Origin of the sequence: Bradyrhizobium sp. JR4.3, assembly GCF_040547695.1 — a bacterium.
Taxonomy (GTDB): domain Bacteria; phylum Pseudomonadota; class Alphaproteobacteria; order Rhizobiales; family Xanthobacteraceae; genus Bradyrhizobium; species Bradyrhizobium canariense.
Genome location: NZ_JBEPQF010000001.1, coordinates 401,528 through 421,418, shown reverse-complemented (window position 1 = coordinate 421,418; position 19,891 = coordinate 401,528). Strand labels below are relative to the sequence as shown.

General features: G+C 63.8%; 27 protein-coding genes. 2 read left to right on the top strand and 25 right to left on the bottom strand.

Features of this window, described 5'->3' with window-relative positions; translation table 11 throughout:
* Nucleotides 1-5: 5 nt before the first annotated feature.
* Together ABIB91_RS02185 and ABIB91_RS02180 are read right to left on the bottom strand one after the other, a co-directional pair.
* Entirely contained in the window at nucleotides 6-1,340 is a 1,335-nt protein-coding gene (locus ABIB91_RS02185; protein WP_354158567.1) for a replication-associated recombination protein A, read from the bottom strand.
* On the bottom strand, nucleotides 1,337-2,743 hold the full coding sequence (locus ABIB91_RS02180; protein ID WP_204511508.1) for a DegQ family serine endoprotease: 1,407 nt from the start codon (nucleotides 2,741-2,743) through the stop codon (nucleotides 1,337-1,339). Before ABIB91_RS02180 ends, ABIB91_RS02185 begins: the two co-directional genes overlap by 4 nt.
* A 312-nt stretch (nucleotides 2,744-3,055) precedes the next feature.
* Here ABIB91_RS02180 and ABIB91_RS02175 point away from each other — a divergent pair, with 312 nt between their 5' ends.
* Together ABIB91_RS02175 and ABIB91_RS02170 are read left to right on the top strand one after the other, a co-directional pair.
* Nucleotides 3,056-4,669, top strand: coding sequence for an OprO/OprP family phosphate-selective porin (locus tag ABIB91_RS02175; RefSeq protein WP_354158569.1), 1,614 nt, complete (start codon nucleotides 3,056-3,058; stop codon nucleotides 4,667-4,669).
* A gap of 78 nt (nucleotides 4,670-4,747) precedes the next feature.
* Nucleotides 4,748-5,761: a zinc-binding alcohol dehydrogenase family protein gene (locus ABIB91_RS02170; RefSeq protein WP_354158571.1), complete on the top strand. Its 1,014-nt coding sequence runs from the start codon at nucleotides 4,748-4,750 to the stop codon at nucleotides 5,759-5,761.
* Between the two features lie 3 nt (nucleotides 5,762-5,764).
* Here the strand turns inward: ABIB91_RS02170 and ABIB91_RS02165 are convergent, their stop codons facing one another.
* The 23 genes from ABIB91_RS02165 to rpsC form a co-directional block, all read right to left on the bottom strand.
* Nucleotides 5,765-7,093, bottom strand: coding sequence for a chloride channel protein (locus ABIB91_RS02165; protein ID WP_007603050.1), 1,329 nt, complete (start codon nucleotides 7,091-7,093; stop codon nucleotides 5,765-5,767).
* 56 nt (nucleotides 7,094-7,149) lie between these two features.
* Nucleotides 7,150-7,446 carry a DUF1330 domain-containing protein gene (locus tag ABIB91_RS02160; protein WP_007603049.1) on the bottom strand — a complete coding sequence of 99 codons (297 nt, stop codon included), beginning with the start codon at nucleotides 7,444-7,446 and terminating at the stop codon, nucleotides 7,150-7,152.
* A gap of 9 nt (nucleotides 7,447-7,455) precedes the next feature.
* A complete protein-coding gene (locus tag ABIB91_RS02155) occupies nucleotides 7,456-8,244 on the bottom strand; it encodes an SDR family NAD(P)-dependent oxidoreductase (RefSeq protein WP_354158574.1) in 789 nt (262 codons plus the stop codon).
* 160 nt (nucleotides 8,245-8,404) lie between these two features.
* Nucleotides 8,405-8,821 carry a 50S ribosomal protein L17 gene (gene rplQ, locus ABIB91_RS02150; protein ID WP_354158576.1) on the bottom strand — a complete coding sequence of 139 codons (417 nt, stop codon included), beginning with the start codon at nucleotides 8,819-8,821 and terminating at the stop codon, nucleotides 8,405-8,407.
* A 121-nt stretch (nucleotides 8,822-8,942) separates the two neighbouring features.
* On the bottom strand, nucleotides 8,943-9,974 hold the full coding sequence (locus ABIB91_RS02145; protein ID WP_007603046.1) for a DNA-directed RNA polymerase subunit alpha: 1,032 nt from the start codon (nucleotides 9,972-9,974) through the stop codon (nucleotides 8,943-8,945).
* 111 nt (nucleotides 9,975-10,085) lie between these two features.
* Nucleotides 10,086-10,475, bottom strand: coding sequence for a 30S ribosomal protein S11 (gene rpsK, locus ABIB91_RS02140; RefSeq protein WP_007603045.1), 390 nt, complete (start codon nucleotides 10,473-10,475; stop codon nucleotides 10,086-10,088).
* A 123-nt stretch (nucleotides 10,476-10,598) separates the two neighbouring features.
* The gene (rpsM, locus tag ABIB91_RS02135; protein WP_007611599.1) at nucleotides 10,599-10,967 is read right to left on the bottom strand and encodes a 30S ribosomal protein S13; all 369 of its coding nucleotides are present in this window, start codon (nucleotides 10,965-10,967) and stop codon (nucleotides 10,599-10,601) included.
* Nucleotides 10,968-11,154: 187 nt separating this feature from the next.
* Nucleotides 11,155-12,036 (bottom strand): adenylate kinase, encoded by an 882-nt coding sequence (locus ABIB91_RS02130; protein ID WP_354158579.1) that lies wholly within the window; start codon nucleotides 12,034-12,036, stop codon nucleotides 11,155-11,157.
* A 280-nt stretch (nucleotides 12,037-12,316) separates the two neighbouring features.
* Nucleotides 12,317-13,648 carry a preprotein translocase subunit SecY gene (gene secY / locus ABIB91_RS02125; protein WP_007603040.1) on the bottom strand — a complete coding sequence of 444 codons (1,332 nt, stop codon included), beginning with the start codon at nucleotides 13,646-13,648 and terminating at the stop codon, nucleotides 12,317-12,319.
* Between the two features lie 152 nt (nucleotides 13,649-13,800).
* A complete protein-coding gene (gene rplO, locus ABIB91_RS02120; RefSeq protein ID WP_354158580.1) occupies nucleotides 13,801-14,286 on the bottom strand; it encodes a 50S ribosomal protein L15 in 486 nt (161 codons plus the stop codon).
* A gap of 73 nt (nucleotides 14,287-14,359) precedes the next feature.
* Nucleotides 14,360-14,566, bottom strand: coding sequence for a 50S ribosomal protein L30 (rpmD, locus tag ABIB91_RS02115; RefSeq protein WP_007603038.1), 207 nt, complete (start codon nucleotides 14,564-14,566; stop codon nucleotides 14,360-14,362).
* A gap of 25 nt (nucleotides 14,567-14,591) precedes the next feature.
* Nucleotides 14,592-15,179, bottom strand: a complete 588-nt coding sequence (gene rpsE / locus ABIB91_RS02110) for a 30S ribosomal protein S5 (protein WP_007603037.1) — start codon at nucleotides 15,177-15,179, stop codon at nucleotides 14,592-14,594.
* 47 nt (nucleotides 15,180-15,226) lie between these two features.
* Nucleotides 15,227-15,589, bottom strand: a complete 363-nt coding sequence (rplR, locus tag ABIB91_RS02105; RefSeq protein ID WP_007603036.1) for a 50S ribosomal protein L18 — start codon at nucleotides 15,587-15,589, stop codon at nucleotides 15,227-15,229.
* 11 nt (nucleotides 15,590-15,600) lie between these two features.
* The gene (rplF, locus tag ABIB91_RS02100) at nucleotides 15,601-16,134 is read right to left on the bottom strand and encodes a 50S ribosomal protein L6 (protein WP_007603035.1); all 534 of its coding nucleotides are present in this window, start codon (nucleotides 16,132-16,134) and stop codon (nucleotides 15,601-15,603) included.
* A 16-nt stretch (nucleotides 16,135-16,150) separates the two neighbouring features.
* On the bottom strand, nucleotides 16,151-16,549 hold the full coding sequence (rpsH, locus tag ABIB91_RS02095; protein WP_007603034.1) for a 30S ribosomal protein S8: 399 nt from the start codon (nucleotides 16,547-16,549) through the stop codon (nucleotides 16,151-16,153).
* Between the two features lie 14 nt (nucleotides 16,550-16,563).
* Nucleotides 16,564-16,869, bottom strand: coding sequence for a 30S ribosomal protein S14 (gene rpsN, locus ABIB91_RS02090; protein ID WP_007603033.1), 306 nt, complete (start codon nucleotides 16,867-16,869; stop codon nucleotides 16,564-16,566).
* Nucleotides 16,870-16,915: 46 nt separating this feature from the next.
* Complete coding sequence (gene rplE / locus ABIB91_RS02085; RefSeq protein ID WP_007603032.1) at nucleotides 16,916-17,473, bottom strand: 50S ribosomal protein L5; 558 nt, start codon at nucleotides 17,471-17,473, stop codon at nucleotides 16,916-16,918.
* On the bottom strand, nucleotides 17,466-17,780 hold the full coding sequence (gene rplX / locus ABIB91_RS02080) for a 50S ribosomal protein L24 (protein ID WP_007603031.1): 315 nt from the start codon (nucleotides 17,778-17,780) through the stop codon (nucleotides 17,466-17,468). Before rplX ends, rplE begins: the two co-directional genes overlap by 8 nt.
* Entirely contained in the window at nucleotides 17,780-18,148 is a 369-nt protein-coding gene (gene rplN, locus ABIB91_RS02075) for a 50S ribosomal protein L14 (RefSeq protein WP_007603030.1), read from the bottom strand. Before rplN ends, rplX begins: the two co-directional genes overlap by 1 nt.
* Before the next feature lie 83 nt (nucleotides 18,149-18,231).
* Nucleotides 18,232-18,480: a 30S ribosomal protein S17 gene (gene rpsQ / locus ABIB91_RS02070; protein WP_007603028.1), complete on the bottom strand. Its 249-nt coding sequence runs from the start codon at nucleotides 18,478-18,480 to the stop codon at nucleotides 18,232-18,234.
* Between the two features lie 13 nt (nucleotides 18,481-18,493).
* Nucleotides 18,494-18,700, bottom strand: a complete 207-nt coding sequence (gene rpmC, locus ABIB91_RS02065; protein ID WP_007603026.1) for a 50S ribosomal protein L29 — start codon at nucleotides 18,698-18,700, stop codon at nucleotides 18,494-18,496.
* 5 nt (nucleotides 18,701-18,705) lie between these two features.
* Complete coding sequence (gene rplP / locus ABIB91_RS02060; protein WP_007603024.1) at nucleotides 18,706-19,119, bottom strand: 50S ribosomal protein L16; 414 nt, start codon at nucleotides 19,117-19,119, stop codon at nucleotides 18,706-18,708.
* Nucleotides 19,120-19,151: 32 nt separating this feature from the next.
* Nucleotides 19,152-19,877, bottom strand: a complete 726-nt coding sequence (gene rpsC, locus ABIB91_RS02055; RefSeq protein WP_007603023.1) for a 30S ribosomal protein S3 — start codon at nucleotides 19,875-19,877, stop codon at nucleotides 19,152-19,154.
* Nucleotides 19,878-19,891 lie beyond the last annotated feature (14 nt).

The window sequence follows — 19,891 nt, the reverse complement described above, 5'->3', positions numbered from 1 at the left end:
AAGGGTTAGGCCCCACCCCGCTCCTTCCGCAACTTGGCCCAATAATCCAGCCGCTTCCTGATCTCCCGCTCGAACCCGCGGTCGGGCGGGTCGTAAAAGGTCTGGCGGCCCAGCGCATCCGGGAAGTAATCCTGGCCGGAGAAGGCGTCGGGGGCGTCATGGTCGTATTCGTAAGATGCGCCGTAGCCTTCCGACTTCATCAACTTGGTCGGCGAGTTGAGGATATGTTTCGGCGGCAGCAGCGAGCCGGCCTGCTTTGCGACCTGCATCGCCTTGCCGAAGGCGGTGTAGACGGCGTTCGATTTCGGTGCGGTGGCGAGATAGACCACCGCCTGCGCGATGGCGAGCTCGCCCTCGGGATGACCGAGAAAGTCGAAGGTGTCCTTGGCGGCGTTGGCGATGACCAGCGCCTGCGGATCGGCAAGCCCGATATCCTCGACCGCCATGCGCACGACGCGGCGGGCCAGAAACAGCGGATCCTCGCCGGCATCGAGCATGCGCGCGAGATAATACAGCGCGGCATCGGGATCGGAGCCCCGCACCGACTTGTGCAGCGCCGAGATCAAATTGTAATGGCCGTCGGCCGACTTGTCGTAGATGGGCGCGCGGCGCTGCAATATCTCCTGCAACTGCGCGGCGTCGAAAATCTCGTCCTTGCGCGCGGCGCGCCAGACTTCCTCGACGAGCGTCAGCGACGCGCGGCCGTCGCCATCGGCCATGCGCACCAGCACGGCGCGCGCTTCCTCGTCGAGCGGCAGCTTGCGGCCCTCGACCTCCTCGGCATGCGCAAACAGCTTTTCGATCGCGGCCGCGTCGAGCGAGCGAAACACCAGCACGCGCGCCCGGGACAGAAGCGCCGCGTTGAGTTCGAAGGACGGATTTTCGGTGGTGGCGCCGACCATCACTACCGTGCCGTCTTCCATGACCGGCAGAAACGAATCCTGCTGGGCGCGGTTGAAGCGATGCACCTCGTCGACGAACAGCAGCGTGCCCTTGCCCATCTCGCGGCGTGCACGCGCGGCCTCAAAGGCCTTCTTCAAATCGGCGACGCCGGAGAACACTGCGGAGATCTGCTCGAAATGCAGATCGGTGGCGTCCGCGAGCAGCCGCGCCACCGTCGTCTTGCCGGTGCCGGGCGGGCCCCAGAACACCAGCGAGCCCAGCGTGCGCGTCTCCAGCATGCGCGTCAGCGCGCCGTCTGGACCCAGGATGTGATCCTGGCCGACGACCTCCGAGAGCGCGCGCGGCCGCAGCCGATCCGGCAGCGGATGCGGAGCCTCGTGATCGAGCCCCGCCGCGGCGAAGAGAGTTGGCGTCTCCTGTGGTCGTTTCGGACTCATCCGCCCAGCGTGACGTTGATCTGCTGGCCGCCGCGCACCAGCGTGATGCGCCAGATGCGCTGGCGCTCGGCCGCCGCCTTTTCGAGATCGCTGGTCTTGCTGATCTTTTGGTTGTTGACCGCCAGGATGACGTCGCCCTTCTGGAAGCCGACATTCGCGGCCGCGCTGTCGCCGCCGAGATCGGTGACCACGACGCCTTCGGTATCGGCGTCCAGATGCAGCTCGTCGGCGAGCGCCGGGGTAATGGTCGAGACCTTCGCGCCTTGGAGAGGCGAGCGCGCGGTAATGACGAGCTCGTTGCGGCCGGCATCGGGCGCGGCGTCCAGCGCCACCGTCAGCTTGACCGGCTTGCCGCCGCGCTGCACGTCGATCTGCGCCGTGCCGCCGAGCGGCCGTGTGGCGAAACGATAGTCGAAGGCGTTGGGATCATCCACGGTCTGGCCGTCGATCGAGACGATCAGGTCGGAGGATTTCAGCCCGGCCTTCGCCGCCGGTCCGTTCGGAACGACGCTTGCGACCAGCGCACCGGTCGGCGAACGCAGCCCGAGGCTCTCGGCGATCTCCGGCGTCACCGCCTGCAATTTCGCCCCTAACCAGGGCCGCTTCACCGCCTTGCCGCCGCCCTTGGCGGAGGCGACGACGACGCGCACCATGTTGGCGGGGATCGCGAAGCCGATGCCCTGCGAGCCGCCGGAGCGCGAATAGATCGCGGTGTTGATGCCCGCGAGCCTGCCGTTCATGTCGACCAACGCGCCGCCGGAATTGCCAGGATTGATCGCCGCGTCGGTCTGGATGAAGAACTGGTAGTCGGTGATACCGACCTGCGTGCGCGCCAAGGCCGAGATGATGCCGTGAGTCACGGTCTGGCCGACGCCGAAAGGATTGCCGATCGCCATGACGACGTCGCCTACCATCAGCTCGTCTGAATTGGTGAATTCGAGAGCCGGAAACTTCTCCTTGGTGTCCTTCAGACGCAGCACCGCGAGATCGCTGCGAGAGTCCTTCAGCACGATCTCGGCCTCGAACTCACGCTTGTCCGACAGCGACACCTTAACCTGGTCGGCGCCTTCGATCACGTGGACGTTGGTGACAACGAGCCCGGACGCATCGACGATCACGCCCGAACCGAGCGAGCGCTGCACCTGCTCCTGCTGCTGGCCGGGCACGCCGAAGAAGCGGCGGAAGATCGGGTCGTCGAGCAGCGGGTTGCGGTTCTGCACCACCTTGGCGGCATAGACGTTGACAACCGCCGGCTGCACCCGCTGCACGATCGGCGCATAAGACAGCCGCAGTTCAGCGGGCGAGGACGGCACTCGGCGGTCCTGCGCGGCGGCCGGATTGAAGTTGGCCGAAAAGGCTATGCAGAGTGCCGTGACGACGGCGGTCCAGGTCGATCGAAACATTCCTACCTCTTGGAAAAGACGCCGGAATATAGGCGCGTTCGCCCCCCAATAGAAGGGCGCCCGGCGCCATATTCGACCCCCTTTTTGGTGTGTCCGGCCTGCAAGCTGTCCGTGCGAAATGGCAATTTGCCGGGGCTGTGGATTGGCATGATGCGCGTCATCTTGCATGGTGGTGCAAGGCGGATTCGGTTGCGGCGAATTTACACCAGTGGGAACCGCGCAACCGGGCGCAGCGTCGCGGGGCAGTCATCGATCACACCTAGGCTCTCCGCCAGCGACTTGGGGAAGTTCGTCAAACGATGGAGTCATGACGTGAGCAGGACAAGAATTGCAGCCACGGCGATTGGTCTCGCCGCCGCACTGGCAGCTTCGCAGGCCCAGGCCCAATCGGCGAGCAGCAGCGACCAGGAGATCGCGCTCCTGAAGCAGCAGTTGAAGATGCTGGAGCAGAAGCTCGACAAGCTCCAGAGCCAGACCGCCGCGAATACCGCGGCGACGGCGAAGGCCAGGCTTGAGGCGAAGGCGGAGGCGAAAGCCGAAGCGCGGTCCGAAGCGAAGGCCGTCGTCGCCAACGCCAACGCGGCGATCCCGCTCAAGGGACCGGCGCCCGCATCCGGCGTCGTCGTGACGATGCCGAACAACCGGCCCACCATCTGCACTGCCGATGGAGCAAACTGCGTCGGAATCACAGGCCGCGTGCACTACGATGTCGGCGGCTATGACTATCGGCCCAAGACAGCGGCTACCGTGCCACAAAAGCTCGACAGCGGCGAGAACGTCCGCCGCGCGCGCATCGGTCTCGCCGGCAAGTTCTTCAATGACTGGAATTTCGCGCTGATCTACGACTTCGGCGGCTCCTCCGACGGATTTGGCGGCGCAGCTCCGGGTTCGCTGCCCGGCGGCGGCGTCTCCGGCGTCGAGAACGCCTATCTCAGCTACACCGGCTTGAAGCCATTCGGCGGCAAGATGGCCATCGAAGGCGGCATCATGGACCTGCCCTACACGCTCGATGAGGCCACGAGCTCCAACGACATCATGTTCATGGAGCGCGCCTCGGCGGGCATCGTTGCCACCAGCATCGCCGCAGGCGACTTCCGCTCGGCTGTCGGCACGCGCTGGTACAACGACGTGTTCTGGGCGGGCGGCTATGTTACCGGTCCCGCTACCGGTGCGATCCACTCAGCCTCGAGCGTTGCGCCGAACGGCACCACGGAACAATACGGCGCGGTCGCCCGTGTCGCCGGCCAGGTCGTCAGCGGCAAAGACTACTCAGTCCATCTCGGCGGCAATGCCGAATGGCTGATCCAGCCGACGCGCAATCTGGTGACGGGTGCACAGACGGTGACGCTGAGCGATCGTCCGGAACTGCGCATCGATCCCACGGCACTGGCTACGACCGGCGCAATCGCCAATGCCTCCGGCGCGCAGGTCTACAGCGTCGAAGCGGCCGCCACCTATGGACCGCTGATCCTGCAAGGCGAGTATTTCTGGTACAACATCAATCGCAGCGCCAATACCGGCCTGCCGCCGCTGGGTGCGCCGAGCCTCAAATTCCAGGGCGGCTACGCGCAGGCCGGCTACGTGCTGACGGGCGAGAGCCGCAGTTACAATGCGGCGAATGCGGCCTATGGCGGCGTTAAGCCGGCGCACCCGTTCTCGCTCGAGGGCGGTGGCTGGGGCGCGTGGGAAATCGCGGGACGGTTCTCCACGGTCGACCTCAACGATCAGCTCGGAACCGCCACCGGCGTCGCAGGCGGCCGGCAGACCGTCTACACGGCGGCGCTGAACTGGTATGTCAACGGCAACGTCCGTTTCATGCTGGACTATCTGCATGGCACGGTGTCGAGGCAGGCCTCGCCGGTCTCGACCGCCGATGTCGGCTCGAAATTCGATGCGGTCGCGATGCGGACGCAGTTCGCGTTCTAGGTCTCGCCTGTCGTCCCGGGGCGCCAAAATGCGAACCCGGGACCCAGCATCTGCAACGCTATCTGAAGGAGACACGCCATGAAGGCCGTCGGCTACAGGAAGTCGCTTCCGATCGAGGATCAGGACGCGCTGATCGATTTCGAGACCGCAAAGCCCGAGCCCGGCGGCCGCGACATCCGCGTCGCCGTGAAGGCGATCTCGGCCAATCCGGTCGATTACAAGGTGCGCAAGCGCGCCGCTCCGCCCGAGGGCGAGACGAAGATTCTGGGCTATGACGCGGCCGGCGTGGTCGACGCCGTCGGTCCCGACGTCACGCTGTTCAAGCCGGGCGACGAGGTGTTTTACGCCGGCTCGATCCTGCGCCAGGGTACCAATTCCGAATTCCATCTCGTTGACGAGCGTATCGTCGGCAATAAGCCGAAGAGCCTGTCGTTTGCGCAGGCCGCCGCCCTTCCCCTCACCTCCATCACCGCGTGGGAGCTGTTATTCGATCGGCTCGGTGCGGTGCCCGGCAAGAGTGTTGATCCGCGCACGCTCTTGATCACGGGCGGCGCCGGCGGTGTCGGCTCCATCCTGATCCAGCTTGCACGCCGCCTCACCGGCCTTACGGTTGTCGCGACCGCGACGCGACCGGAGTCGCAAAAATGGTGCCTCGATCTCGGCGCGCATGCGGTGATCGACCACGGCAAGCCGATGAAGGAGCAGATCGAGAAGCTCAAGCTGCCGCCGGTCGCTCTGGTGGCGAGCCTCACCTTCACCGACCAGCACTACAAGAGCATCGCCGAATTCATGGCACCGCAGGGCAAGTTCGGCCTGATCGACGATCCCCCGGAATTCACCGTGAGCGCGTTCAAGGGCAAGGCGATCTCGGTGCACTGGGAATCGATGTTCACGCGCTCCTCGTTCCAGACCGCCGACATGATCGCGCAGCATCATCTGCTCAACGATGTCGCCGACCTCATCGACAAGGGCGTGCTGCGCACGACGCTCGACCAGACCTTTGGCACGATCAACGCGATCAATCTCAAGCGCGCGCATGCACTGCTCGAGAGTGGCAAGTCGCGCGGCAAGATCGTGCTGGAGGGGTGGTAGGTCCTAGCTCGAACCGGGCGCCGCATTCGTCTCCGGCGGACGCGTCGCCCGCTCGATAAAGCCCTTGGCGAGCGCGTGGTAGATCCCTTCCTCGCAGATCATCCGCGATGTGGCATGTGCAATCAGGGCGGCGGCCATCAACGGCACCACCATGGCGTGGTTGTCGGTCATCTCGGTCACGATGACAAAAGCGGTGATCGGCGCCTGCACTACACCTGCAAAATACGACACCATGCCAAGCAGCATGATCGCGCCGACCGGAGCGTCGTGGAAGAAGGACGCGATATTGCTGCCGAGGCCGGCTCCAACGGCGAGTGACGGCGAAAAAATTCCGCCGGGTATGCCACTGATTGCCGCGAAGGTGGTGGCGAGAAGCTTGAGGATGCCGAAGTCCTGCGGCAGCGGTCCGCCCTGCTCCAGGGCCGTCTTTACCTGCTGGTAGCCTGTGCCATAGATCGTATCGCCGGAGACAAGGCCGCAGATCGCGACCGCCAATCCGCACGCAAGCGCGAACCACAGAGGGTGGCCCTTCACCGCGCGTCCGAACGGATGGGCCAAGCCGCGCGCCATAATGATGACGATACGGCTGAAGATGCCGCCAGCCAAACCGCCGACCACGCCGCACACCGGAACCGCCAGCCAGTCGACGCCGGGGGCCAGCGACATCGCACTGCTGCCGAAATAGGCGTAGTTGCCCATCAGCGCGAGCGAGGTCAGGCCGGCCGCGATCACCGCCGCAATGATGAGGCTGCTGGTACGTGTCTCGAAAGCACGGCTCATCTCCTCGATGCCGAAGACGATTCCCGCCAGCGGTGTGTTGAAGGCGGCCGCGACGCCGGCGGCCGCGCCGGCCAGGATCAATCCGGGCTGGCGGCGTGGCGAGACGCGGCCGAGGGCGAACATGATGGAAGCGCCGACTTGAACGCTCGGTCCTTCCCGGCCGACGGAGCCGCCGCATAGCAGGCCGAACAAGGTGAGGATCACTTTTCCGATCGCGATTCGGATCGAGACCAGGCTCTCGCGCGCCGCCTGGTCGGTCAGATGCCGCGCGGCGATCGCCTGGGGAATGCCGCTGCCCTGTGCGTTCGGGAACAGCCGGGTGGTCAGATAGGCCGAGAGCATGAAGCCGAGAGGTGTCACCGCGAGTACGACGTAGCGCGACTGAGCCAAGAGCAGCGCAAAGGCGTGCTGGGCGAGATCGGCGAGCTGGGCCAGCACCACCGCCGCGGCGCCAACCCCGATCCCACCGAGCACGAAGATCGCCCGCCGCTGCCATCGCGCGGATGTCAGCCTGAACAGGCGTTTATGGCGGGTCGACAGGGGCCAGAGCATGAGCCGGAGTTTTAGCCGGACACGTCGCGAATTGAAGGGGCAAGCGAGCAGACCAGCTAGACTGGAACCACGCCTTCGACGAACATCAACCGTCGCTCCAGCGCCGTTTGCCGCAGCTTTAGCGCTTCGGCATATTCCACTGACGCGTACCATTCCTGCGCCCGCGCCATCGATGGGAACTCCACGATGATGATGGTCTTGGGCGGCGGGCCGCCCTCCACCACCTCAGTGGCGCCGCCACGCACGAGATAGCGGCCGCCATATTGCGCGATGGTTGCCGCGGCCAACGTGCGATAGGCCTCCATCGCGGCTCTGTCGCGCACCTCGACCTCGGAGATCACGTAGGCCGGCATGCGCAGGCCTCAGGCAATCGTGTTGACGATGCCGCCCTCGGCACGCAGCGCCGCACCGTTGGTCGCGGACGCTTCCTTCGAGGCGACATAGACCACCATGTTGGCGATCTCGTCGACGCTGGCGAAGCGCTGGATCAGCGAGCTCGGGCGATGCTGCTTGACGAAATTGGCCGCGGCCTCATCGACCGACTGGCCGTTCTGCTTGGCAAGATCCTTCACGAACGTCTCGACGCCCTCCGACATTGTCGGGCCCGGCAGCACGGAATTGACGGTGACGCCGGTGCCGCGGGTGAGCTGCGCCAGGCCCCGCGCGACCGAGAGCTGCGCCGTCTTGCTCATGCCGTAGTGGATCATCTCGAGGGGAATGTTGAGCCCGGACTCCGAGGAGATGAAGACGATGCGGCCCCAGTTGCGCTTGAGCATGCCCTTCATATACGCGCGTGACAGACGCACGCCGCTCATCACGTTGACCTCGAAGAAGCGGCTCCAGTCCTCGTCCGGAATGTCGAAAAAGTCTTTCGGCTCGAAGATGCCGGCATTGTTGACGAGGATGTCGACCTCCGGCAGCGCCGCGGCCAGCGCCTTGCAGCCCGCAGCGGTCGACACGTCGGCGGCGATGCCGCGGACCTTCCCGCCCACGCCTTCCAGCTTGCGCACGGCGGCATCGACCTTGTCCTGGCCGCGTCCGTTGATCACGACGCTCGCACCCGAGCCGGCAAGGCCCTTGGCGATGGCGTGGCCGATACCAGCGGTCGAGCCGGTCACGAGGGCGGTCTTTCCGGAAAGGTCGATGTTCATGCGTGATCTCCGTTGATGCTGGCGGAGATATTGGGCGCTGCCGGCACGATAGCAATCGGCACTCACCGACGCGTGAGGAGCGGGACGCAACCAACGAGGACGGCCAATAAAAAAGCGGCGCCCGAAGGCGCCGCTTTCTGAAAACTCTCTGCCGGTCGGCTTACGCCGCCTCGGCTTCCTTTTCCTGCACCGGACCGGAATCCAGGCCCTTGGCATCGACGTCGCGATCGACGAACTCGATCACGGCCATCGGGGCGTTGTCGCCGTAGCGGAAGCCGGCCTTGATGATGCGGGTGTAGCCACCCTGGCGATCCTTGTAGCGGGGCGCCAAGACGTCGAACAGCTTCCTGACCTGATCCTTGTCGCGCATCTCGGAGATGGCCTGGCGGCGCATGGCCAGCCCGCCCTTCTTGCCGAGGGTAATCAGCTTCTCGACGATCGGGCGCAATTCCTTCGCCTTCGGCAGCGTGGTGACGATCTGCTCGTGCTTGATCAGCGCGGCGCACATGTTGGCGAACATCGCGCGGCGATGCTCGGCGGTGCGGTTGAGCTTGCGATGAACCTTGCCGTGACGCATTTTATCTATTCCTTGAATTTCATTCGTCGCGACGGTTCGTCGGACCAGTTGCTCAGGTGGGCTGCCTGCGTTCGCCCGCTAAGGCGCGATGAATTCGCGCCTCAGCCTGTCGTCGTTCGGATCAGTAGTGATCCTCGAAGCGCTTGGCGAGCTCGTCGATGTTCTCCGGCGGCCAGCCCGGCACTTCCATGCCGAGGTGCAGACCCATCTGGGCCAACACTTCCTTGATCTCGTTCAGCGACTTGCGGCCGAAGTTCGGAGTGCGGAGCATTTCGGCTTCGGACTTCTGCACGAGGTCGCCGATGTAGACGATGTTGTCGTTCTTCAAGCAGTTGGCCGAACGCACCGACAGCTCGAGCTCGTCCACCTTCTTGAGGAAGGCCGGGTTGAAGGCGAGGTCCGGGATGATCTCCTGGGCGACTTCCTTGCGCGGCTCTTCGAAGTTGACGAACACGTTGAGCTGATCCTGCAGGATGCGCGCAGCGTAGGCGACGGAATCATCAGGCGTCAGCGCGCCGTTGGTCTCGATCGTCATGGTCAGCTTGTCGTAGTCGAGGATCTGGCCCTCGCGGGTGTTCTCGACCTTGTAGGAGACCTTGCGGACCGGCGAGTACAGGCTATCGACCGGGATCAGGCCGATCGGTGCGTCCTCGGGGCGGTTGCGCTCCGCGGGAACGTAGCCCTTGCCGGTTGCGACCGTGAACTCCATGCGGATCTCGGCGCCCTCGTCGAGCGTGCAGATCTGCAGGTCGGGATTGAGCACGACGACGTCGCCCACGGTCTGGATGTCGCCGGCGGTGACGACGCCCGGGCCGGACTTCTTGACGACCATGCGCTTGGGGCCTTCGCCCTGCATCTTGATCGAGATGTCCTTGATGTTGAGCACGATGTCGGTGACGTCCTCACGGACGCCCGCGATCGAGGAGAACTCGTGCAGCACGCCGTCAATGTGCACCGACTGCACCGCCGCGCCCTGGAGCGAGGACAGCAGGATGCGGCGCAGCGCGTTGCCGAGCGTCTGGCCGAAGCCGCGCTCGAGCGGTTCGGCGACGATGGTCGCGAAACGGGTCGGATCGCTGCCGGGCTGTACCTGCAGCTTGTTCGGCCGAATCAGTTCTTGCCAATTTTTCTGGATCGTCACTGTTTCACCCATACAGGCCAGTCAGACTGCTGTTGCAGGCACTGGCGTTGGAGAAAGGCCGCAGATCATTTCCACGGCTTTGCAAAAAGTCATCGCGGGCGCCGATGCGCCCGCAATCTGGTATCAAACGCGCCGACGCTTACGGGGACGGCAACCGTTGTGCGGGATCGTGGTCACGTCGCGGATCGAGGTGACGGTGAAGCCCGCGGCCTGCAGCGCCCGGAGCGCCGATTCGCGGCCCGAACCGGGACCGGCGACTTCGACTTCCAGCGTGCGCATGCCGTGCTCTTGCGCCTTCTTCGACACGTCCTCGGCGGCAACCTGTGCGGCATACGGGGTCGACTTGCGCGAGCCCTTGAAGCCCATCGTGCCGGCGGAGGACCAGGCAATCGTGTTGCCCTGCGCGTCGGTGATGGTGATGGTCGTGTTGTTGAACGACGAGTTCACGTGCGCGACGCCGGAGGCGATGTTCTTGCGCTCACGACGACGAACGCGGGTGGCTTCCTTGCCCATAGACTACCTTTCCTGAAGATCTCAAACGCCGCCGTAATGCCAGCGGCTACACCTGTGGAACGAAAGGCGCGTGGCGAACGGGTCATCCCCGGGTCGCCACACGCCGTGATTGGATGCGAAAACTTACTTCTTCTTGCCGGCGATGGCCTTGGCCGGACCCTTGCGCGTACGCGCATTGGTGTGGGTACGCTGGCCACGCACCGGCAGACCGCGACGATGGCGCAGGCCGCGGTAGCAGCCGAGATCCATCAGACGCTTGATGTTGATGCCGACCTCACGACGCAAATCGCCCTCGACGAGATAGTCGCGGTCGATCACTTCGCGGATCTGAAGCACTTCGGCGTCGCTGAGCTGATTGACCCGACGATCGTCTGGGATCTTCACCTTCTCCATGATCTCACCGGCGATCTTCTGACCGATGCCATGGATGTACTGGAGCGCGATCAGCACGCGCTTGTTGGTCGGGATGTTCACGCCGGCAATACGGGCCACGGCCTTCTCTCCTGTCGCCAATCCCTCGTCAGGAATCGGGCTTTAAGTGCTTGGTTTCTCGGGCAGGTGTTCACAAACGCGAACACGACGCCCACCCCTGGTCTTCCTGGGGCCCGGCATCGTTTGAAACTATCCGACTTGGATGCGGGGCTTATTAGGGGATTCAGGGGGCTTTCGTCAACCGCTGCTAGCGCTTAGCTCGCCTTTTCGTGACCTTTTTTGCGGCCTTTTTGGCACCTTTCTTGACAGCCTTCCTGGCGGTCTTTTTGGCTGCCTTCTTCTTTCCTACCTTCTTGGCGGCTTTCTTGACGATTCTCTTGCCTGCCTTCGTCGCCTTCTTGGCCGCCTTCTTGGATTTCGCAGCCTTTTTGGCCGCTTTCACGGGCTTTTTGGCCGATTTCTTAGCAGTCTTGGCCTTTCTGGCCGGGGCCGCCTTGGCCGCGCTCCGGGCGCGGGTCTTGCCATGTGTCTTGGGCTCGACCGCCCCGAGCGCCAGGAGCTGGCGATGGATGGCGCGGGTGACCTCGTCGATGGCCATCATGCCGTCGATGGTCGAGAGCTTCCGCCGCTCGGAATAGTAGTGAATCAGCGGCTCCGTCTGGTTGCGGTAGCTGGCGAGTCGCTTGGTGAGGACTTCCGGAGTGTCGTCGAGCCGGACCTCCTCCCCGCGCTCGCGCATCTGGGCGACGCGAGTCTCGACACGGTTCAGGAGCGCGCTCTCGTTGACGCGGAGCTCGATCACGGCATCGAGCTTGAGGTGCTTGTGCTTGAGCAGCTCATCCAGCGCCTCGGCCTGCGGCACGGTCCGCGGGAAACCGTCGAGGATAAAACCGTTCTTGGCATCCGGCTGATCGATCCGATCGGAGATGATTCCGACCACGACATCGTCTGGCACGAGGCCGCCGCTGGCCATGATCTCCTTGGCCTTGAGACCGACCGGCGTTCCGGCCGCCACCGCTGCACGCAACATCTCGCCGGTCGAGAGCTGGACGATGCCATAGCGCTGCACCAGCAGCTGCGCCTGGGTGCCCTTGCCCGATCCCGGCGGCCCCAGAAGTATAATTCTCATCGGCGTACGCCCCCCGATTGGTGCGCGATACGTCGTGCACCTGTGTTTTGAAGTCCAGTTACAGTGCAAATCATAATCAGCGCCGCACCGCTACCCATATCATAGGGGAGCAAATGGCCGGACGCCAAGAAGCCTTTGAGACCAGTGCTTGGAGATCAGTGCTTGCACGACAGTAAGAGCGGCTTTGCCGAGGCGACCGAATGGCCGGCTCGCCGTCCGCGCGCGTTGCACGCGCGGCGAATCGGCGGCGGCAATTGCGCCGCCCGAGAGGACGCCGCGCTTAACGGCGGCGGCCGCGCAGCTTCGACTTCCGGATCAGGCCTTCGTACTGATGCGCCAGGAGATAGCCCTGCACCTGTGCCACCGTGTCCATGGTGACGCTGACGACGATCAGCAGCGAAGTGCCGCCAAAGTAGAACGGCACCGACGCGTAGGAGATCAGGATTTCCGGGATCAAGCAGACGATCGCGAGATAGACCGCGCCGAGCACGGTGATGCGCGACAGCACGTAGTCGATATATTCCGCGGTACGCTCGCCCGGGCGGATACCCGGAATGAAGCCGCCGTGCTTCTTCAGATTGTCCGCAGTCTCGGTCGGATTGAACACGATCGCGGTGTAAAAGAAGGCGAAGAACACGATCAGCGCCAGATACATGATCAGGAACAGCGGACGGCCGTGGCCGAGCTGGGTGGTGATCCACTGGAACCATTCCGGCCCGCTGCCCGCATTGAAGTTCGCAACCGTGGTCGGCAGCAGCAGCAGTGAGGACGCGAAGATCGGCGGGATCACGCCCGAGGTGTTGAGCTTGAGCGGCAGATGCGAGGACTGCCCCTCGAACATCTTGTTGCCGACTTGGCGCTTCGGATACTGGATCAAGAGCCGGCGCTGGGCGCGCTCCACGAACACGATGAAGGCGATCACGGCCACCGCCATGACGATGACGACCAGAATCAGGCCGGTCGACATCGCACCCTGACGGCCGAGTTCGAGCATGTTGGCGAGCGCCGCGGGCAGCTCGGCGACGATGCCGGAGAGAATGATCAGAGAAATGCCGTTGCCGATGCCGCGCGAGGTGATCTGCTCGCCCAGCCACATCAGGAACATGGTGCCGCCGGTCAGCGTGATCGCCGTCGACAGGCGGAAGAACATGCCGGGGTCGCTGACGACGTTGCCGGCGCCTTCGAGGCCCACCGCAATGCCGTAGGACTGGAACGCGGCCAGGATCACCGTGAGATAACGGGTGTACTGGTTCAGCAGCTTGCGGCCGGACTCGCCTTCCTTCTTCAGCGCCTCGAGCTGCGGCGAGACGGTGGTCAGGAGCTGGATGATGATGGAGGCCGAGATGTACGGCATGATGTTCAGCGCAAAGATCGCCATGCGGTGAATGCCGCCGCCGGCGAACATGTTGAACATGCCGAGGATGCCGCCCGCCTGGGAGCGGAACACCTGCTCCCAGATGTTGGGATCGATGCCGGGGAGCGGGATGTAGGTCCCGAGCCGATAAACGAGCAGCGCACCCAGGGTAAACCAGATGCGCTTCTTCAGTTCGTCGGCCTTGGCAAACGCACCGAAATTGAGATTGGCTGCCAGTTGTTCCGCTGCAGAGGCCATCTTGGACTTTCTCCCGCCGCTTATTGCGCCGTTATGCCCGCGGCCGGGCTACATTATACCGGACACCGGACATTATCTGGGGCTACGGCTTCGATAAGTCCATCGTCCCGCATGCGTAAAGGCCCGCGAGCCGCGGGCCGATGACGCAGTTGTTACGCCGCCTCGCCTTCTTCCTTGGCAGGCGCGAGGATCCTCACCGAACCGCCGGCCTTCTCGACTGCCGCAATCGCGGTCTTCGAGGCGCCGTGCACTTCGATGTTGAGCTTGGCCTTGAACTCGCCACGGCCGAGCAGCCGCAGGCCACCCTTGGCGCGGCGCAGCACGCCGGCCTTGACCAGGGATTCGACGTTCACGACGCTGCCGGTGTCGATCTTCTTGGCATCGACCGCGTCCTGGAGCCGGTCGAGATTGATCTCGGCGAACTCGACGCGGAAGATGTTGTTGAAGCCGCGCTTGGGCAGACGACGATGCAAGGGCATCTGGCCGCCTTCGAAACCCTTGATGCGCACACCCGAACGCGCGGTCTGGCCCTTGCCCCCGCGGCCGGCCTGCTTGCCCTTGCCCGAACCAATGCCGCGGCCGACGCGCATACGCTTCTTGCGCGAGCCGGCATTGTCGGCGATATCGCTGAGCTTCATCGCCCTGCTCCTTGTTTCTTGCGCATGACCTTCACCGAAAACGGGTCCCCGCTCCGGGATCGTGCGCCTTTGCTTACTTCTCGTCGACGATGCGAACGAGATGGTGAACTTTCAAGATCATGCCACGGACCGCCGGGGTGTCCGGCAGTTCGCTGGTGCGGCCGATCTTGTTGAGCTTGAGCCCGATCAGCGTCGAGCGCTGCGAGTGATGGCGGCGGATCGCGCTGCCGGTCTGCTCGATCTTGATCGTCTTTGCGGTCGTAACGGCACTCTTGGCCATGGGCGTCTACTCCGAAAAGCTTGCGTTATTCGGCAACCGCCTCGGCGTCACCACCGATACGGCGGGACTGGAGGGTGGACACCTTGATATTGCGGCGGGCAGCGACCGAGCGCGGCGAATCCTGATGCTTCAGCGCATCGAAGGTCGCGCGAACCATGTTGTACGGGTTCGACGAGCCGATCGACTTCGCAACCACGTCCTGGACGCCGAGCGTCTCGAACACGGCGCGCATCGGACCGCCGGCGATGATGCCGGTACCGGCCGGAGCTGCGCGCAGGTAAACACGGCCCGCGCCATGACGGCCGGCGATGTCGTGATGAAGCGTGCGGCCCTCGCGCAACGACACGCGCGTCAGGTTGCGCTTGGCGGATTCGGTTGCCTTGCGGATCGCCTCGGGCACTTCGCGCGCCTTGCCGTGACCGAAGCCGGCGCGGCCCTTCTGGTCGCCGATCACGACCAGCGCTGCGAAACCGAAGCGCTTGCCGCCCTTGACGACCTTGGCGACGCGATTGATGTGGACGAGCTTGTCGACGAACTCGCTGTCGCGCTCTTCCCTGCGTTCACGTCCGCCGCCGCGTTGATCGCGTCCACCACGTTGTTCGCGTTCTGCCATGGTTTTTCCAGTCCTTCAGAGGCTTACGCCTCAATCCTCAAATTCTGTTAGAAGCTCAGCCCGCTCTCACGCGCCGCGTCGGCAAGAGCCTTGACGCGCCCGTGATAGAGATAGCTGCCGCGATCGAACACGACTTCCTTGACACCCTTCTCGGCGGCGCGCTCGGCCAGCAGCTTGCCGACCGCCTTCGCCGCATCGATGTCGGCGCCGGTCTTGCCGCCATCGCGCATCGACTTCTCGAGCGACGAGGCAGAGGCCAGCGTCTCGCCCTTCAGGTCGTCGATGACCTGGGCGTAGATGTGCTTGGACGAGCGGAACACCGACAGGCGCGGACGGCCGCCACCCGAGCGGCGCAGCTTTAGACGTACACTGCGCTTGCGCCGGGCATTCGTAACCTTGGCTTTCGACATGACCGGCTCCGTTACTTCTTCTTGCCTTCCTTGCGGAAGATGAATTCGCCAACATACTTCACGCCCTTGCCCTTGTAGGGCTCCGGCGGACGATAGGAGCGAATCTCGGCGGCGACCTGGCCGACGCGCTGAATGTCGCTGCCGGTCACCGTGATCTCGGTCGGCTTCGGCACGGTGATCGTGATCCCTTCCGGGATCGCGTAGACCACATCGTGGCTGTAGCCGAGCGCGAGCTGCAGGTTCTTGCCCTGCAGCGCGGCGCGGTAACCGACGCCGGTGATTTCGAGCTTCTTCTCGAAACCCTTGGTGACGCCTTCGACCAGATTCGCGACCTGGGCGCGAGCGGTCCCGTACAGGGCCCGCGCGCGGTTGGTCTCGACCCGGGGGTTCACCTTGACCTGCCCGTTGTCGAGCTTCACCTCGACGTCGTTATGGACGACGAACTGAAGCTGGCCCTTCGGCCCCTTCATCTTGACGGTCTGCCCGTCGACGGTCGCGGTCACACCCGACGGCACCGCTACCGGCCTTTTGCCAACACGTGACATGGATCAAAAATCCTTCTCAGAACACCGTGAAGAGAACTTCACCGCCCACGTTCGCTTCACGCGCACTGTGGTCAGCCATGATTCCCTTCGGCGTCGACAACACCGAAATGCCGAGTCCGTTATTGACCCGCGGCAGGTTCTTCACCGAGGCGTAAACGCGACGCCCGGGCTTGGAGACACGCTCGATCTCGCGGATAACGGGCTCGCCGTCGAAATACTTCAGCTCGATCTCGATCTCGCTGCGGCCCGAGGAGTGCTCGAGCGTGGCGTAACCGCGGATGTAGCCCTCGCTCTTGAGCACCTCGAGGACGTTCTCACGCATCTTCGAGCCAGGCGTGGAGACCTTGTTCTTGGAACGCATCTGCGCGTTACGGATGCGGGTGATCAGATCGCTGATTGGATCGTGCGTAGACATCTAAACGACCCTCCTTACCAGCTGGACTTTACGAGGCCCGGGACCATGCCCCTGGAGCCAAGATCCCGCATTGCGATGCGGGACAGTTTGGTCAAGCGATAGTTCGAGCGCGAACGGCCCGACAGCTCGCAACGCAGACGGATGCGGGTCGTCGACGAGTTGCGCGGCATTTCCGCCAGCTTCAGGGTCGCGGCGAACCGCTCCTCCATCGGCAGCGACTTGTCGGCGATGATCGCCTTCAACCGCTCGCGCTTCGGAGCGGCGTTCTTCGCCATCCGCTTGCGCCGGTTGTTCTTCTCGACTGAACTCTTCTTTGCCATGCTTGGCTCCTGGGTATCCGCGTTTGAGAGGCTTTAGGTCAGCGTCTCACTGCCGGAACGGGAAATTGAAAGCGGTCAACAAGGCCCTCGCCTCGTCGTCGGTCTTGGCCGTGGTGCAGACGGTGATGTCCATACCGCGGGATTCCGTGACCTTGTCGAAGTCGATCTCGGGGAAAATGATGTGTTCCTTGAGGCCGAGCGAGTAGTTGCCGCGGCCATCGAAGCTCTTCGGGTTCAAGCCGCGGAAGTCGCGGACGCGCGGCAGCGCGACCGTCACCAGGCGATCGATGAACTCGTACATGCGGGCCTTGCGCAGCGTGACCTTGCAGCCGATCGGCTGGTTCTCACGCAACTTGAAGGTCGCGATCGCGATGCGCGAATAGGTCACGATCGCCTTCTGGCCGGCGATCTGGGTCAATTCCGCAGCGGCGTTCTCGGCCTTCTTGCGGTCGTTGACGGAATCGCCAACGCCCATGTTCAGCACGACCTTGTCCAGGCGCGGAACCTGCATGACGTTTTCATAACCGAATTTCTCGGTCATTTCCGTCCGGATCTTCGCGTCGTATTCCGCGCGCAGGCGCGGCGTGTAAGCGGCCTCAGCCATCGATCTCAGCTCCCGAGCTCTTGGCGATGCGGACCTTCTTGCCGTCCGCCAGAATCTTGAATCCGACGCGGGTCGGCTTCCCGTCCTTGCCGACATACGCGATGTTGGACAGTTGGATCGGCGACTCTTTCGAGATGATGCCGCCCTCCTGGGCCTGCGTCTGCTTCTGGTGACGCTTGACCATGTTGATGCCACGCACGAGCGCCGTACCGGCGTCGGGACGCACTTCGAACACCTCGCCGGTGCGGCCCTTGTCGCGGCCGGTCAGCACGACGACCTTGTCGCCCTTGCGGATCTTCGCAGCCATCACAGCACCTCCGGCGCGAGCGAGATGATCTTCATGTGGTTCTTGGCGCGCAGCTCGCGCGGCACGGGCCCGAAGATACGGGTACCGACCGGCTCGGACTGATTGTTGATCAGAACGGCAGCGTTGCGGTCGAAGCGAATGACCGAACCGTCGGCGCGGCGGATGTCCTTGCGGACGCGCACCACGACGGCCTTCATCACATCGCCCTTCTTCACCTTGCCACGCGGAATCGCTTCCTTGATCGAGACAACGATGATGTCGCCGATCGTGGCGTAGCGGCGCTTGGAGCCCCCGAGCACCTTGATACACATGACACGGCGTGCGCCAGAATTATCGGCCACGTCGAGGTTGGTCTGCATCTGAATCATTGATGCACCTCGTCCTCTTCTCTTTGCGCCAGCCCAGCCGGCGCTCAACATTTACCTGAAGTCAGTCGGCTAAAGCCAACAGATCAGGCGCTTTTCTTGTGTTCGCCCCGGATCACGACCCAGCGCTTCAACTTCGAAATCGGCTTCGATTCCTCGATCCACACCATGTCGCCCGGCTTGAACTCGTTGCTCTCGTCGTGCGCGTGGTAGTTCTTCGAACGGCGGATCGTCTTCTTGTAGATCGGGTGCGTAAAGCGGCGATCGACGCGCACCACGATGGTCTTGGCTTGCTTGTCGCTGACGACCACGCCCTGCAAAGTACGTTTCGGCATCTTCGTAAGCCTCTTACTTCTTCTTCGCGCGCGTCTGCGCGGCGACGGTCTTGATCCGGGCGATGTCACGGCGGGCCTCGCGCAGGCGCGAGGTGTTCTCGAGCTGCCCGGTGGCGCGCTGGAAGCGCAGGTTGAAGCGCTCCTTCTTCAGGTTCAGGATGGCGTCATCCTGCTGATCGGGGCTCAACGCGCGGATGTCTTCGATTTTCATCTGGGCCATGGCCATTACTCCGCAATGCGCTCGACGAAGCGCGTCTTGATCGGCAGCTTGGCTGCCGCCAGGGTCAGCGCTTCACGCGCTGTCTGGGTGTTGACGCCGTCGATCTCGAACAGTACCCGGCCCGGCTTGACGCGCGCGACCCACAATTCCGGCGCGCCCTTGCCGGAACCCATGCGGACTTCGGCAGGCTTCTTCGACACGGGAACGTCGGGGAATATGCGGATCCAGACGCGGCCGGCGCGCTTCATGTGGCGGGTCAGCGCGCGGCGAGCGGCTTCGATCTGGCGCGCGGTGACGCGCTCAGGCTCGGTCGCCTTCAGACCGAACTGGCCGAACGCCAACGTCGCGCCCGAAGACGCAACGCCGTGGATACGGCCCTTATGCGCCTTCCGGAACTTCGTTTTCTTAGGTTGCATCATGGCTTCAAGCCCTCAAATTCTCTGTGCTGGCGTCAGGCTGCAGCGTTGTCCCGGCGCTGCCGGCCGCCGCGATCGCCGCCGCCACCAGTCTCACCTTCGGCCATTCTCTTGTCCTGGGCCATCGGATCGTGCTCGAGGATCTCGCCCTTGAAGATCCAGACCTTGACACCGCAGGTGCCGAAGGTCGTGAACGCGGTCGCAACGCCGTAGTCGATGTCTGCGCGCAGCGTGTGCAGCGGCACGCGACCTTCGCGGTACCACTCCATGCGCGCGATTTCCGCACCGCCCAGACGTCCCGAGCAGTTGATGCGGATGCCTTCCGCGCCGAGACGCATCGCCGACTGGACGGCGCGCTTCATGGCGCGGCGGAACGCCACGCGGCGCTCCAGCTGCTGCGCGATCGACTCGGCCACCAGCGTCGCATCGAGCTCCGGCTTGCGGATTTCGACGATGTTGATGACGACGTCGGACGCGGTGATGTCCGCGACCTTCTTGCGCAGCTTGTCGATGTCGGCACCCTTCTTGCCGATCACCACGCCCGGACGAGCCGAGTGGATGGTGACGCGGCACTTCTTGTGCGGACGCTCGATCACGATGCGGGCGACGGCCGCCTGCTTGAGCTCCTTGTGCAGGATCTCGCGGATCTTGACGTCCTCGTGCAGCAGCTTGCCGTATTCCTGCTTGCCGGCGTACCAGCGGGAATCCCAGGTCCGGTTGATGCCGAGACGCAGACCGATCGGATTGATCTTTTGACCCATCGTGTTCTCCTGCG

Coding starts and splice junctions, on each gene's coding strand:
- ABIB91_RS02185 (WP_354158567.1), bottom strand. CDS start 1,340: ATGAGTCCGAAACGACCACAGGAGACGCCAACTCTCTTCGCCGCGGCG.
- ABIB91_RS02180 (WP_204511508.1), bottom strand. CDS start 2,743: ATGTTTCGATCGACCTGGACCGCCGTCGTCACGGCACTCTGCATAGCC.
- ABIB91_RS02170 (WP_354158571.1), top strand. CDS start 4,748: ATGAAGGCCGTCGGCTACAGGAAGTCGCTTCCGATCGAGGATCAGGAC.
- ABIB91_RS02165 (WP_007603050.1), bottom strand. CDS start 7,093: ATGCTCTGGCCCCTGTCGACCCGCCATAAACGCCTGTTCAGGCTGACA.
- ABIB91_RS02160 (WP_007603049.1), bottom strand. CDS start 7,446: ATGCCGGCCTACGTGATCTCCGAGGTCGAGGTGCGCGACAGAGCCGCG.
- ABIB91_RS02155 (WP_354158574.1), bottom strand. CDS start 8,244: ATGAACATCGACCTTTCCGGAAAGACCGCCCTCGTGACCGGCTCGACC.
- rplQ (WP_354158576.1), bottom strand. CDS start 8,821: ATGCGTCACGGCAAGGTTCATCGCAAGCTCAACCGCACCGCCGAGCAT.
- ABIB91_RS02145 (WP_007603046.1), bottom strand. CDS start 9,974: ATGGGTGAAACAGTGACGATCCAGAAAAATTGGCAAGAACTGATTCGG.
- rpsK (WP_007603045.1), bottom strand. CDS start 10,475: ATGGGCAAGGAAGCCACCCGCGTTCGTCGTCGTGAGCGCAAGAACATC.
- ABIB91_RS02130 (WP_354158579.1), bottom strand. CDS start 12,036: ATGAGAATTATACTTCTGGGGCCGCCGGGATCGGGCAAGGGCACCCAG.
- secY (WP_007603040.1), bottom strand. CDS start 13,648: ATGGCCTCTGCAGCGGAACAACTGGCAGCCAATCTCAATTTCGGTGCG.
- rplO (WP_354158580.1), bottom strand. CDS start 14,286: ATGAAGCTCAGCGATATCGCCGACAATGCCGGCTCGCGCAAGAAGCGT.
- rpmD (WP_007603038.1), bottom strand. CDS start 14,566: ATGGCCAAGAGTGCCGTTACGACCGCAAAGACGATCAAGATCGAGCAG.
- rpsE (WP_007603037.1), bottom strand. CDS start 15,179: ATGGCAGAACGCGAACAACGTGGTGGACGCGATCAACGCGGCGGCGGA.
- rplR (WP_007603036.1), bottom strand. CDS start 15,589: ATGTCGAAAGCCAAGGTTACGAATGCCCGGCGCAAGCGCAGTGTACGT.
- rplF (WP_007603035.1), bottom strand. CDS start 16,134: ATGTCACGTGTTGGCAAAAGGCCGGTAGCGGTGCCGTCGGGTGTGACC.
- rpsH (WP_007603034.1), bottom strand. CDS start 16,549: ATGTCTACGCACGATCCAATCAGCGATCTGATCACCCGCATCCGTAAC.
- rpsN (WP_007603033.1), bottom strand. CDS start 16,869: ATGGCAAAGAAGAGTTCAGTCGAGAAGAACAACCGGCGCAAGCGGATG.
- rplE (WP_007603032.1), bottom strand. CDS start 17,473: ATGGCTGAGGCCGCTTACACGCCGCGCCTGCGCGCGGAATACGACGCG.
- rplX (WP_007603031.1), bottom strand. CDS start 17,780: ATGGCTGCGAAGATCCGCAAGGGCGACAAGGTCGTCGTGCTGACCGGC.
- rplN (WP_007603030.1), bottom strand. CDS start 18,148: ATGATTCAGATGCAGACCAACCTCGACGTGGCCGATAATTCTGGCGCA.
- rpsQ (WP_007603028.1), bottom strand. CDS start 18,480: ATGCCGAAACGTACTTTGCAGGGCGTGGTCGTCAGCGACAAGCAAGCC.
- rpmC (WP_007603026.1), bottom strand. CDS start 18,700: ATGGCCCAGATGAAAATCGAAGACATCCGCGCGTTGAGCCCCGATCAG.
- rplP (WP_007603024.1), bottom strand. CDS start 19,119: ATGATGCAACCTAAGAAAACGAAGTTCCGGAAGGCGCATAAGGGCCGT.
- rpsC (WP_007603023.1), bottom strand. CDS start 19,877: ATGGGTCAAAAGATCAATCCGATCGGTCTGCGTCTCGGCATCAACCGG.